This is a genomic window from Pseudonocardia wallangbongensis (genome assembly GCF_054486945.1).
Map to the genome: position 1 here is coordinate 155,923 of NZ_JBRERS010000016.1, position 13,236 is coordinate 169,158.

The window sequence follows — 13,236 nt, forward strand, 5'->3', positions numbered from 1 at the left end:
GACGGGGGCGCTCTGCGGGCGGTGGACGAGGGGGTCACGCGCCGCCTCAAGGCGCTGGCCTGCACCGCCCCGCTGCACGACCTGGACGCCCGCAAGGTCCGGCTGGACTGGGTCGACGCCACGCGCTACCAGATGGCCGAGATCGCCCTGCAGGCGATCGACCAGGTCACCCTCGCCATGGACTTCGACCACGGCGCGGACCAGGCCCTGGTCGTGCGGCGGCTGCGGCCGTTCGTCGCGGCGCAGGTGCCCGGCGCGCCGGTGGGCGAGCACGAACGCGTCGCGCAGTGGGTGATCGAGAACCTCATCAACGTCGGCAACCTGGACCGCGGCTTCCGGGTCGACTACGGCACGTTCACCGACGACGGCCGCTACGTCCGGCGCCGCTTCGACTTCAAGCTGCTCGTCGAGGTGGCCGCCCCGGACGGCGAGGTGTACCTGCGCGCCTCCGACGAGGCGATCAACGTGCTGGTCGGCGCGCTGGACACCGACGTGGAGTCGGCACAGGTCGCGGCCGAGGTGAAGCTGGAGAACCTGATCAGCCGGGGCCGGCTGGGCGACGCCCGCCTCGCGGCGGAGCAGGCGCGCTACCGCACCGTGCAGTACGCGGAGGCGCTGCGTCAGAAGCTCGACGCCACCCGCCGCGACGTCCGGTCGGTGGACTGGCTCTCCGCGGTGCCCGAGCTGCTCGACGAGGCGCTCACCCACATCGAGTCGCGCTACCGCGCCGAGACCGCGATCCTCGCGAACATCGCCGACGCCCGCGACGAGGCCACCGAGCCCGGGCGCCGCCGGCAGGCCGCCGAGCTGGTCGACGTCGTGGGCGACTGCATCCAGCGGCACACCCAGCTGCAGGCGCGGCTGCAGGAGGCCGGCGCGACGTTCCGGGCGGAGCAGGACCGCCAGCAGTTCAGCGGGCGCCCGAAGCGGGCGGCGATCGACGTGTTCGGCCAGCTCCTGCGTCCCTGCCTCGCCCTGGACACCGCCACGGCGACCGGGCCGGCCGCCGCGTTCTTCGGCGCGGGTGCGGGCGTGCGGGTGCCGAGCGTGCCCAGCCTGACGGGCCTGGTGGAGACGCTGCTGACCCCGCCCGTCGAGCGCGACCCGCTGGGGGAGCCGCTCGCGGAGCCCGATCTCGCCCCCGTCACCGTCGAACGGTTCGGTGCGGACCTCTGGCGCCACGCCGCCGGGCTGTTCGGCCCGGACCGGGGCGCGCGGCGCCTGTCCGAGCTGCTCGCCGAGGCGCGGGAGATCGACCCCGAGCTGCCCACGCTCGTGGCGCTGCGTGCCGTGCACGCGGTGGGCTCGAGCGTCGGCACCGCGCGCAGCCAGGGTGACCCGGGCGTCCTGCTCGCGTTCGACGACGGCACGGTGCTGCGGGACCCGGAGTTCGGCGGCGCCGACCTGCTCGTCACGACGGCCGGGGTCCTGGCCCCAGAACCGGGTGTCGAGGAGGAGGTCGCGTGAGCCGCGAGATCCAGCCGCAGGACGTCGAGTCCGCGGCGCGGCTCGTCGCGCACGGGATGCGCCCGAAGTCGTTGCCGTCGCGCGACGCGGGCTACGCGGAGCTGGTCCGCCGCTACCGCGACGACGACGGGTTCGCCGACACGGTGCAGCGCGTCGCGGCCGGGCTGGGGCTCGTGGTGCTCGCGGTGGGCCCGCAGTCCGGGATCGTGCTGGCCGCGGTCGAGGAGTCGGTGTTCGAGATCCGGATGGACGAGTACGCGCGGCGCACCGTGCTGCAGAACCGCCAGACCGACAAGATGCTGCACGGCCTCGCCCACCTCGCCGCCGCCGCGCTGGCGTTCCCGCGGCCCGACGACCTCGGCGACGACAGCTACGTCGGCCGGGTGTCGGTCGACCACGTCGACGGGGCCGTCCGCGAGGCGTGCCGCGTGCTCGAGGAACGCACCGCCGACGCCGACGCCGACCCGCTGTCGGACGCCCCGCACCTGGAGGCGGCGTGGCGGGCGTGGCTGCGCAGGCCGGAGGCCACGGCCACCAAGGACGGGCGCGTGGGCGAGGCGACCACCCGCGGGATCGTGGGCAAGGCGCTGCGGTTCCTCGCCGACCAGGGCTTCCTGGTCGCCGTCGGCACCGAGGGCGCCTACCGCACGACCCCCCGCTACCAGGTGCAGGTACGCGAGCTCGCCGCGCAGCGCGCCTTCGACGAGCTGCTGGAGCTCGGCGTGCTGCCGGTGGCCACGGCGGGCGGTGCCCTGCGCGCCCCGGCCGGTCTGGAGGCGCCCGATGTATGAGCTCTCCCGCGTCCGGCTGTTCTCCGTCGGCCCGCCCGGGGCCCGCTACCAGGACGTCACGCTCGACCTGCGCGGCGTCGGCCCCGCCGTGCAGGCCGCGCGGCAGGTCGACCTGTTCGCCCCCGACGACCTGGAGCGCGTGCCGCGCCGCCCGTCGCCGGCGTCGGTGCTGTTCCTGGAGAACGGCGGCGGCAAGTCCGTGCTGCTGAAGCTCGTGTTCTCGGTGCTCCTGCCGGGGCGCCGGCAGGTCGTGGGCACGACGAGCACCACCGTGCTCGAGAAGTTCGTGCTCGGCGAGGACGTCGCGCACGTGGTTCTGGAGTGGATGCACACCGGCACCGGGCAGCTGCTCGTCACGGGCAAGGTGTCCGAGTGGCGCGGGCACGTCACGTCGCTGGATCCGGAGAAGCTCGGCGCCGCCTGGTACTCCTTCCGGCCGGCCCCCGGCGTCGGCCTCGACGACCTGCCGTTCACGGTCGACGGCCGCCGCGTCACGACCACCGGGTTCAAGGACCGCCTCGCAGCACGGCACCGCGACCTGCCCGCGCTGGACCTGGTCTGGGAGACCGGGCCCCGGGACTGGACGCGCCACCTCGCCGACACCGGCCTCGACCCCGAGCTCTTCCGCTACCAGCGCGCCATGAACGCGGGGGAGGGCGAGGCCGCGGAGGCGTTCGCGTTCCCCACCGACGAGGCGTTCGTCGACTTCCTGCTGCGCGCCGTGCTGGACACCGAGGAGCCGCAGAACCTCGCCGACCTCGTCTCCGGCTACGCCACGCGGCTCGCGCAGCGGGCCGACCTGGAACAGGAACGGGACTTCGTCGACGGCACGCTGACCCGCCTCGGCCCGCTGACCGACGCCGAGCGGGCGGCGGCGACCGCCCGGCTCGCCGAGGGGGCGGCGCAGGACGGCGCCCGCACGCTCGCCGCCGCGATCGTGGCCCGCCGCGGCGTCGAGGACGAGCGGCTGGCCGTCGCGACGCAGGCGCACGACGCCGCGCACGAGGGCGTCCGGGCCGCCGAGGCGCGGGAGCGGCGGCTGCAGGAGACCACCACCGAGCTGCGCCGCCGCGTCGCAGTGCTGGAGCTGGTGGCCGCGCAGGAGGCCGAGGGGGCCGCCCGGCGCACCCACACCGAGGCCGAACGGAACGTGGCGGCGTGGCAGGCCGTCGAGCCGGTGCTGCGCCACCGCATCGCGGAGGCCGAGGCACGCCGGTTGCGCGGGGTGGTGGACGCCGAGCAGGAGCGGGCGCGCCCGGCCCTGCGGGCGCGTCAGGAGGCGGCGGGCGCGCTCGCCGCCGGGCTGCGGGCCATGGCGGGGGAGGCGGACGCCGCTGCGGCTGCGGCCGAGGAGGCCGCGGCCGCAGCGGACGAGCGCGCCGAGGCGGCGCGGGCGGCCGAGCTGGCCGAGGTCAGTGCCGCCGCCACCCACCGGGCGGCCGGCGAGCAGGCTCGCGGTGAGCTGGCCCGGATCGAGCACCGCACGGCCGTGGCCGCGACCGCGGGCCACCTCACCGAGGGCGCCGAGGTGGCCGCCGCCGGCGCCGCCGCCCAGGCCGAGGCCGACGCCGCGCAGGCCGAGGTGGTGGCCCTGCACGCCGAGCTGACCGACCTGCGGCACGCCCGCCGCGCCGTCGACGAGCGCCGCGGCAGCGCCCGGCGCGCCGACGACGCCGCCCGCGCCGCGGCGGAACGCGCGGCGGCCGCCCTCACCGACGCCCTGGCCGCCCGGGACGCCCTGGCCGGCGAGCCGCGGCTCGCCGAGCTGCTGGGCGTCGAGGAGATCCGGCCGGACACCGACGCCTCCGCCCTGGACGAGCGCCTCGTCGCCGCGATCGGCGCCGGTGACCGCAGGCGCACCGACCTGCTGGCCGCTCAGGACCGCGACGCGCGGGCGCTGCGCGCACTGGGCGAGGGTGGGCTGCTCCCCGAGCCCGCCGAGATCGAGCAGGTGCTCGGGGTGCTCGAGGCGGCCGGGATCACGGCGTACTCCGGCTGGCGCTACCTCGCGACGCTCCCACAGGTGCAGCGGGCGGCGGTGGTGGCGCGGCTCCCGCACCTGGTGGCGGGCGTGCTGCTCAACAACGCCGAGGACTCCTCGCGGGCCCGCGAGGAGCTGGAACGGGCGCGGCTGCTGCCGTGCGCCGCGGTGGCCGTCGGTGCCACCACCGCGGTCGGCGCCGGATCAGCCGCCCCGGGCGTCGACTTCGTGGTGCCGCCGAACCCCGCCATGGTCGACGAGGCGGCGGCCGGCGAGGTGCGCGCGGAGCTGGAGCGGGAGACCCGGGAGCGCGCGGCGGCGCTGGACTCGCTCGGTGCCGCCCTGGACACCGACCGCGGGCTCCTCGCCCGGCTGCGCGCCTGGCGGGAGGGGCACCCGGCTGGGGAGCGCGACGCGCTCGCCGAGGCCGCCGACTCGGCGCGCTCGGCCGTCGCCGACGCCGCCCGCGAGGCCGAGCTGGCCGATGCCGAGGTCACCGGGCTCGACGAGCGGGCCGACCGCCTCGAGCAGGACGCGCCCCGGCTCGCCGCGGCCGTCGAGGCGGCCCGGTCCCGGGCCGCGGCGCTCGCCACGCTTTCGGGCGAGGTGCGGCGGCGGCCGGAGCTGGAGGAGCAGGTGCGGGCCGCCACCGCCGCCGTCGAACGGGCCGAGGCGGCGGCCGGAGCCGCGCGCGCCGCGGCGGCCGACGCCCGGCGCGACGCCGACGAGGCCCGCCGCAGCCGCGACCGCCAGCAGGCGGTGGCCGGCTCCAGCCGCACGGAGCTCGCGGAGCTCCCCCTTGATGGGGCGGCGCTCGACGCCGAGGGCACCGACGTGGCCCTGGAGGTGCTCCGCGCGGAGTACCGCAACGCCGAGGCCGCATACTCCGCTGCCGAGGTCGACGTCGACCTGCGTTCCCGGCTCGGCGACGCCGAGCGGGCGGCACGGTCGGCCCAGGCCGCGTTCGACGAGCTGCCGGCCGAGGTGCGTGCGGCCGCCGACGCCCTGCTGCGTTCGCCCGATGCCGCCGACCCCGCCACCCGGCGGGCCGCCACGGCCCAGGCCCGGTCCGCCCTCGCCCGGTCCGCGGAGGGCCTGCGGGAGGCCGGCGCGGAGCTCGCCGTGGCGAAGCGGGAGGCGGGCCGCTTCCCCGCGGGACCGGACTCGATCGAGCCCTACGGGGAGCCGGCCGACGTCGAGCACGGCCGCGGGCTGGTCGAGCGGGCCGAGCACGATCGGCGGGCCGCAGCCGGTGCGGCGAGCGCCGCCCGGGACGGGGCGACCGCGGCCGGGTCCGCGCGCCGGGCCGCGGAGGCGTCGGCGGAGGGTTTCCGGCATGTCGTCGCCGGCCTCGACGACGGCGCAGTGGACGCGGCGGAGCCGGGCGCCGCACCGTTCGCCGGCGATGTCGACGCCGCGCTGGGCCGCTGGAAGGAGCTGCGGGCCGCGGTGCGCGACGCCGCCCGGGACCGGGCCGCTGCCGATCGGGCGGTGCGCGGCGCGGTCGACGCGGTGGCCCAGTTCGCGCAGGAGACCCGCTTCTCCAGCGTGGCGAGCCCGGTGCGCAGCCACCTGCTCGGTGTGGCCCGCACGGACATGCCGGGGCTCGCGGGCGAGTGGGAGCGGGCGCTGCGCCCGCGGCTGCGCTCGCTCGAGGACGACCTGGCCACGATCGGCCGGCACCGTTCGGGCATCGTGACGCGCCTTTCCGGGATGGTCGGCGAGGCCCTGCGCACGCTGCGGCTCGCGCAGCGGCTGTCCGAGCTGCCCGAGGGCCTCTCGGACTGGTCGGGCCAGCAGTTCCTGCGCATCCGGTTCGACGAGCTCGACGACGCCGCGCTGCTGCCCGAGCTCGGCGAGGTGGTGGACCGCATGGCGGGGGAGCGCGCCGGGAACGCGCGCGACCGCCGGGACGGCATGTCGCTGCTGCTGCGGGGCGTGCGCGCGGCGATGCCGAAGGGCGTGCGGGTCGAGATGCTCAAGCCGGACGCGGTGCTGCGCACCGAGCGGCTGCGGGTGTCGGAGATCCGCGACGTGTTCTCCGGCGGGCAGCAGCTGACGGCCGCGATCGTCCTGTATTGCACGATGGCGGCCCTGCGTGCCCACCAGCGCGGGCAGGGCAGGCGTGCGCACGCCGGAGTGTTGTTCCTGGACAACCCGATCGGTCGCGCGTCGGCGGGCTACCTGCTGGAGCTGCAGTTCGGTGTGGCCAGGGCGCTGGGCGTACAGCTGATCTACACCACCGGCCTGTTCGACGCGGGCGCGCTGTCGGCGTTCCCGCTGATCATCCGGCTGCGCAACGACGCGGACCTGCGGGCGGGCCGCAAGTACCTGTCCGTGGACGATCGCATCGCGCGGCAGCTCGCCGAGCTGGATCCACCCGACGGGAGCGGCCGGGTGGCGTCGGCGCGGGTGTTCCGCCGCCCGGAGCCGATCCCGGGCTGACCCGCGATCGTCAGGCGTTGACGGAGGAGGGCGTGGTGCTCGTGGCGCGCAGGTCCCGGCGGAACGTCTCCGGCGCCTTCCACACCGCGACCATGGACAGCACGGCGCCGATCATCACGTAGCCGGCCACCAGCGGCCAGCGCGTGCCGTCCGGTCCGGCGAGCGCGGTGGCGATGAACGGGGTGAGCCCGCCCGCGAGGATGGAGGCGATCTCCCGGCCCGCGGCGGCGCCGGTGTAGCGCCGGTCGGCCGGGAACAGCTCGGCGAAGAAGGCCGGCTGCACCGCGTTGATCGCGTTGTGCCCGAGGTTGAGCACCAGGACGTAGCCGAGCGTGATCAGCAGGAACGACCCGGTGTGCAGCAGCCCGAAGAACGGGAAGGCCATCACGAACACGACCACCGAGCCGAAGAAGTAGACCGGGCGCCGTCCGATCCGGTCGGAGACGGCGGCGAACGCGCCGTGCGCGACGAACGCCAGCACGGAGACGACGAGGATCGCGTTGTTGAGGGTCTCGCGTTCGATCCCGAGGGCCTTGTTGCCGTAGGACAGGACGAACACGGTGAGCAGGAAGTAGGGCAGCGACTCGGAGAAGCGCAGGCCGAGGATCAGCAGCAGGTTGCGCCAGTCGTCGCGGAACGTCGAGACGATCGTGCCCGCGCGGGTCGCCGCGCCGGTGTCGGCGGCGGGGGCGACGGACCCGGTGAAGACCGGCGTCTCGGACAGGCTGCGCCGCATCCAGAACGTGACGACCAGGATCACGGCCGAGAGCAGGAACGGCACCCGCCAGCCCCACGACAGGAGGTCGGCCTCGGGGAGCGTGTAGACCCAGGCGAACGACAGCGTGATGAGGATCTGCGCGGAGAACCCGCCGGTGTTGGGCCACGCGGTGAAGAACCCGCGCCGTTTCTGCGGCGCCGACTCCAGTACGATGATCATCGAGCCGCCCCACTCGCCTCCGACGGCGAAGCCCTGCACCAGGCGCAGCACCACGAGCAACAGCGGAGCCCAGATGCCGATCGTGGCGTGCCCGGGCAGCAGCCCGATGAGGATCGTGGAGAGGCCCATCACGGTGAGCGTGACCAGCAGGGTGGACTTGCGGCCTTGCTTGTCGCCGCGGCGGCCGAAGTACAGGCCGCCGAGCGGGCGGGCGAGGAAACCGACGGCGAACGTGCCGAACGCGGCGAGGGTGGCCACGAACCCGCTGCTGTCGGGGAAGAAGACCTGGGGGAACACGACGGCGGCAGCCGTGCCGTAGACCAGGAAGTCGTAGTACTCCAGCGTGTTGCCCAGGAAGCTCGACGCCGTGACCTTCCAGGTGTAGCGACGATCGGACAACGCGTCGGTCGCGACCATGCGACGCCCCTCTCGAGTGCGGGTGGTGCGGGAACTATGACCTGTCTACGGTTAACCGTCAACGGTCGACGTTGACCGTCGACTACGCGGGCCCATAAGGTGGCCGCACCCGAACGAGGAGCGTCGATGATCGTCAGTCCCGTCCACCGGCCGCCGCTGGGAGAGCAGCTGCTCGCCCAGGTGCGCGCGTTGATCGTGCGCGGCGAGCTGGAGCCGGGCACCCACCTCGTCGAGGGGTGGATGGCGGAGCGGTTCGGGGTGAGCCGCGGCCCGGTCCGGGACGCGCTGCGCCAGCTGGAGCTGGAGGGTCTGGTGGAGACCCGCAGGCGCGGCGTCCACGTCCGCGGCCTCACCGAGGACGACATCGTCGAGCTGTACGCCGTGCGGGGCGCCCTCGAAGGCCGCGCGGTCCGGGACGTGATCGCCCGGCGGGAGGGCGTCGACTGGACACCCATCGACGCCGCGGTGGCCCGGATGCGCTCGGCGGCCGTCGCCGCCGACCCGCCCGAGTTCGCCGCCGCCGACCTCGACTTCCACAGCGCCTTCTACGACCTCGGCGGCAACCGCAGGCTCGCCGCCACCTGGGCCCTGCACCGGCCGCTCTTCGCCGCGATGCTCGCCGTCACCAACACCACCGACCGCGACCTCACCCCCATCGCGCAGGACCACGCCGACCTCGCCGGGATCGTCCGCGCAGGCGACGTCGGGCCGGCGCTCGACGCCCTGGACGAGCACCTCGGCGGCTCCTGCGGTCGCATGCGCACGGTGCTCGCCGGGCGCGCGCAGCGCGCCTCCTGAGCCGCCCGAACACCCGAGACCGAGGGAGATCCATGCCCGAGCCCGCCGCGCGCGCTCCGCAGTCGAGGGCCGAGGTACTGGCCGCCGTCCCGACCTTCTTCGACGTGGACGGCGAGCTCGACCGCGCGACCACGGTCGCGCACCACGCCGCGCTCGCCGGGCGCGTCGACGGCGTGTTCGTGGCCGGGACCACCGGCGAGTTCCCCGCGCTCGACCGCGCCGAGCGGCACGCGCTCACCGAGCTCGCGCTCGACGCGTACGGCCCGGACCGGGTCGTCGTGCACGTGGGCGCGGCGAGCACCCGCGAGTCGGTGGCGCTCACCCGCGACGCCGTGGCGCTCGGTGCCCGCCGCGTCGCGGCGCTCACGCCGTACTACCTCCCCGTGGACACCGCCGCCGTGGCCCGCCACCTGGCGGCCGTGGTGGACGCGGCCGGCCCGGCGCGGGTGTACGGGTACCTCTTCACCGAGCGCACGGGCGTGGACCTCGACGCGGCCGAGCTCGGCACGATCGCCGCCGAGATCGGGCTGGCCGGTGTCAAGCTCTCGGGCGCGGCGAACGAGCGGATGGCCGAGTACGCCGCGGCGTTGCCGGCCGGCGCCCGCCTGTGGTCCGGCGCGGACACCACCCTCCCCGCGGTCGTGCGGGCCGGCGGGGCGGGGATCGTGTCCGGGCTCTCGGCGGCGTTCCCGGAGCCGTTCACGGCCCTCGCCGCAGCCGTGGCGGCGGGTGACCCCGAGGCCGAGCGGGCCGCGCAGGTCCGGGCGGACGCCGTGCTGGACGCCCTGGCCGGCACGGTGGAGGGGATCAAGGCGGCGCTGCACCACCTCGGCGTCGGCGCCGGCACCCTGCGCATGCCGGCCCCCGCCGTCCCGCCCGCGGCGCTGGAGCGGATCGCCCGGCTCGCGGGGGTTGTTCCGACGGCCGTCCTCATGCCGTGATGCCCTGGGCGCTCCACCCGCCGTCGATCACCCCGCGGCGCAGCAAATCGGCGGAGAGCTCGGTGGTGATCGACCCGGGCGCGATCGCGTTGACGCGCAGGCCGCGCGGCGCCCACTCGACGGCCAGGCCGCGCACGATCCCGGCCTTGGCCGCGCCGTACGCGGTGCGGCCCGGGAAGCCCATCAGGCCGTTCAGCGAGGACATCATCACGAGCGCGCCGCCGGCGGGCATCCGCTGTGCAGCCTGCTGGGCGCCGATCATCGCGCCGGTGAGGTGCACGCGCAGCATCGCGTCCCGGTCGGCGCCCGGGTAGCCGACCGAGTCGCCGGCCCGGGCGTGCCCGGCGTTCGCCACGGTGACGACCACCCCGCTCGTCACGCGGCCGCCCGCCGGAACACCTGCTGCACGTCGATCCACTTCTCGGCGATGCACAGCCGGTCGCCCTCGTCGGCGAAGCGGTGCCGGTAGCGGCCGTAGATGTCGACGACCGTGTCGCCGGCCAGCTGGGCCGAGTGGAAGGCCGCCCGGGACGTCAGAGCGCCGTCGGCCCGGTCGACCAGCACGTTCGTGACGAGGTGGATGGTCCAGGTGGCGTCGCCGTCGAACACCGACCGGTAGAACTCCGGCACGGCGTCGCGGCCGGTGCGCGCCCCGTCCACGCGGTGCAGCACCACGTCCGCGGTGAAGACCGGACCCAGCGCCTCGACGTCTCAGGTGTCGACGGCGAGCGTGTAGGTGTGCAGGACGCGGCGGACCGCCTCCGCCTGCTCGACCGTGGCCGTCACCGCGCCTCCAGCAGCGGGATGTCGCTGTGGCTCGGGAGCGGCAGGATCGACGGCAGCACGTCGCGGCCCAGCCGCCGGATCGCGGCCACGGTCTCGTCGGCGTCCATCGTGGGCCACTGCGGGCGCACGAGCAGCGGGTCGACGGGAAGGGTCGTCACCAGGTCCGTCAGCTGCGCAACCACCTGGTCGGGGGTGCCGAGCACGACGTGCCCCTTGACGGCCTCGGCGAACTCCCGCTCGAGCTGCCCGGCGTCGAACACGTCGAGGCCGCGCTGCGCGTAGGTGACGTAGCGGCCCTTCGCCACGCGCGCGTACTCGGCCACGGCGGCCTCCGCGGAGTCGGCCACCAGCACGTTGCGGCGCAGCGGCTGGGGCCCGAACGGGACGCCCCGCTCGGCCATGCCCGCCCGCACGAGCTCGTAGCGCTCGGCCACCGCCGGCGGCGGGAGCTCGGGCGGCACCGCGTACCCGGTGGCGTACCGGCCGGCCCGGCGGGCGCCCGCCTTGGCGAACGCACCGATCCAGATCGGCGGGTGCGGCTCCTGGACCGGCCGGATGTGCGGGCGCACCCCGTCGAGCCGGTAGTGGCGGCCGTGGTGGGTGACCTCGTCCTCGGTCCACAGCCGGGGCAGCAGCTCGAGGATCTCGTCCAGCCGGGCGGCCCGCTCCGCGTACGGCACCTGGAGGTGGTCGAACTCCTCGGCGCGGTAGCCGAGACCGACGCCGAAGACGAGCCGCCCCTCGGTGACGACGTCGAGCGTCGCGATCTCCTCGGCGAGCAGCACGGGGTGGTACAGCGGGCCGATCATGACCTGCGTGACCAGCTTCGTGCCCGGCGACACGTGCGCGGCGAGCCGCGCCAGCCAGGGCACCGGCTGCATCCACCGCAGGTCGCCGTAGAGGAAGTGCTGCCCGATCGCGATGTAGGAGAACCCGTTCTGCTCGGCCTCCCCGACGATCCGCAGCACGTCCTGGAACTGCTGGGCGGGCGGGACCGACCGCGGTACGTCGCTCAGCAGCATGCCGACCTGGACCATGTGCGTCCCCTTCGGTTACCGGGTGCCCAGCGGGCGGCTGTCGAGGTGGCGGGAGGGCGGCAGGAGCACCACCAGCACCCCGATGGCGGCCGGGACCACCGTCATGATCGAGCTCCTCCTCGACCGATTTCCCTGCGATTGATGCGCATCAATCTAGGGGCGCGCTCGTAGCGGACACAAGAGGCGTACCAATATCAGGGTTTCCGTCGCGGGCCCGATACCCTGCACGGATGGAAGCAACAGCGCGCGCCCGTGCGACCGGCCCGGCGCCGCGGTCGATCAAGCGCGGGGCCAAGGTGGCGGAGGCCCTCGCCCAGGAGATCGTCCACGAGATCGTCTCGCGCAAGCTTCCGCCGGGCACGCTGTTGTCCTCCGAGGCGCAGATGCTCGAGGACTACGGGGTCGGCCGCGGCTCCCTCCGGGAGGCACTGCGGATCCTGGAGGTGCACGGCCTCATCACGATGAAGCCGGGCCGCAACGGCGGTCCCATGGTGATCGAGGTCGGCACCCGCGACTACGGGCGCATGTCCACCCTCTTCTTCCACCTCGGCGGCATGACCTTCCAGCAGCTCGTCGAGGCGCGGCTCATCCTCGAGCCGATGATGGCGCGGCTGGCCGCCGAGCGGCGCGGGCAGGAGCTCACGGGCCAGCTCGCCGACCCGGGCACCACGCAGGTGGACGACGACCGCGTCTACTACGAGGCCACCAACGAGTTCCACCGCACGGTCGCCGCGATGTCGGGCAACCCGGTGCTCAACCTGATCAGCGTGTCGCTGGAGGACATCTTCCGCGACCAGGTGAGCGGCGCCCTGTCCCCGAAGGACGAGCGCACCCACGTCCTCGAGGTCCACATCGCCATCGCCGACGCGATCGCCGCCGGGCGGGCCGAGGAGGCCGAGCGGCTCATGCGCGAGCACATGCAGGAGTACGCCGACTGGGTCCGCCGGCGCCGCCCGGAGCTGATGGAAGAGGTCATCGACTGGCGTTAGCCGACGGAGAGGCTCCACCCGACGAGGGACGCGACGCCGAGCCGGTGGACGAGTCGGGGTCGGATCCGCGGAATGCACCCGGACTCTCGCCGAGGCCGTAGTGGGTGTGGGGACGGGACCACCGAATAGCCCGCGGGCACCCGGCAGGAACGGGCTCGTCCAGAACCGGCGTGCCGCCACGTCGGGGACGGCCGCCCGCGCAACCCCAGGGTTCGGTAATGCGCCCAACCCGGCCACCCACCCCAGGCGAAGGGGTTCGACGAACCGGAGCGCACGCACGCGAGGCCGGCGGCGGGAGGCGGGGCAGGACGCGGCCGGTCGGGTACGGCGCGCCCACCGCGGCGGGATCCCCGGTGAATGCTCGCACCGGGCAGCGGTGCGACCGGTCGTCGATGCGAGCTGCACCCGGCCGCGGCCGTGACCACGCTGAGGTACTTCTCGCGGCGCATGATCGGCCCTGAACACCCCGCGGTCCATCCCGCGGCGACCGTGATCGTCGAGTGCGGTCACAGAGCCGCACCGGAGCGGTGTCATGTCCGACCACATCGGTGACACCGATGTCTTGGGACATCGGTGACAGTGGTGAGCAGGACGCCCCGCAGTGTGTGGGGCCGCTTCTCACAGTTCAAGGGCGCCCTGTCGGGCGT

The 13,236-nt window shown here is 75.2% G+C and carries 10 protein-coding genes; 6 read left to right on the forward strand and 4 right to left on the reverse strand.

Annotated features, from left to right (window positions below):
• Positions 1-12 precede the first annotated feature (12 nt).
• From ACU436_RS37635 to ACU436_RS37645, 3 genes are read left to right on the forward strand one after another with little or no spacing between them, the layout of a single operon-like run.
• The gene (locus ACU436_RS37635) at positions 13-1,467 is read left to right on the forward strand and encodes a hypothetical protein (protein ID WP_459031893.1); all 1,455 of its coding nucleotides are present in this window, start codon (positions 13-15) and stop codon (positions 1,465-1,467) included.
• 56 nt (positions 1,468-1,523) lie between these two features.
• Positions 1,524-2,258: a hypothetical protein gene (locus tag ACU436_RS37640; RefSeq protein ID WP_459031894.1), complete on the forward strand. Its 735-nt coding sequence runs from the start codon at positions 1,524-1,526 to the stop codon at positions 2,256-2,258.
• Entirely contained in the window at positions 2,251-6,684 is a 4,434-nt protein-coding gene (locus tag ACU436_RS37645) for a hypothetical protein (RefSeq protein ID WP_459031884.1), read from the forward strand. Before ACU436_RS37640 ends, ACU436_RS37645 begins: the two co-directional genes overlap by 8 nt.
• A 10-nt stretch (positions 6,685-6,694) precedes the next feature.
• Here the strand turns inward: ACU436_RS37645 and ACU436_RS37650 are convergent, their stop codons facing one another.
• Positions 6,695-8,038: an MFS transporter gene (locus ACU436_RS37650; protein ID WP_459031885.1), complete on the reverse strand. Its 1,344-nt coding sequence runs from the start codon at positions 8,036-8,038 to the stop codon at positions 6,695-6,697.
• Positions 8,039-8,164: 126 nt separating this feature from the next.
• On the opposite strand from ACU436_RS37650, the gene ACU436_RS37655 reads away from it, so the two are divergent.
• Positions 8,165-8,836, forward strand: coding sequence for a GntR family transcriptional regulator (locus ACU436_RS37655; protein ID WP_459031886.1), 672 nt, complete (start codon positions 8,165-8,167; stop codon positions 8,834-8,836).
• A 32-nt stretch (positions 8,837-8,868) separates the two neighbouring features.
• Positions 8,869-9,777, forward strand: coding sequence for a dihydrodipicolinate synthase family protein (locus tag ACU436_RS37660; RefSeq protein WP_459031887.1), 909 nt, complete (start codon positions 8,869-8,871; stop codon positions 9,775-9,777).
• Here ACU436_RS37660 and ACU436_RS37665 read toward each other — a convergent pair.
• The 3 genes from ACU436_RS37665 to ACU436_RS37675 all read right to left on the reverse strand — a co-directional run bounded on the left by ACU436_RS37665 (position 9,767) and on the right by ACU436_RS37675 (position 11,600).
• Positions 9,767-10,156 carry an SDR family NAD(P)-dependent oxidoreductase gene (locus ACU436_RS37665; protein ID WP_459031888.1) on the reverse strand — a complete coding sequence of 130 codons (390 nt, stop codon included), beginning with the start codon at positions 10,154-10,156 and terminating at the stop codon, positions 9,767-9,769. The genes ACU436_RS37660 and ACU436_RS37665 overlap by 11 nt on opposite strands.
• Positions 10,153-10,476, reverse strand: coding sequence for a hypothetical protein (locus ACU436_RS37670; RefSeq protein ID WP_459031895.1), 324 nt, complete (start codon positions 10,474-10,476; stop codon positions 10,153-10,155). Before ACU436_RS37670 ends, ACU436_RS37665 begins: the two co-directional genes overlap by 4 nt.
• Positions 10,477-10,559: 83 nt before the next feature.
• Positions 10,560-11,600, reverse strand: coding sequence for an LLM class flavin-dependent oxidoreductase (locus ACU436_RS37675; protein ID WP_459031889.1), 1,041 nt, complete (start codon positions 11,598-11,600; stop codon positions 10,560-10,562).
• A gap of 230 nt (positions 11,601-11,830) precedes the next feature.
• On the opposite strand from ACU436_RS37675, the gene ACU436_RS37680 reads away from it, so the two are divergent.
• Positions 11,831-12,589, forward strand: a complete 759-nt coding sequence (locus ACU436_RS37680; protein WP_459031890.1) for a FadR/GntR family transcriptional regulator — start codon at positions 11,831-11,833, stop codon at positions 12,587-12,589.
• Positions 12,590-13,236: the final 647 nt, after the last annotated feature.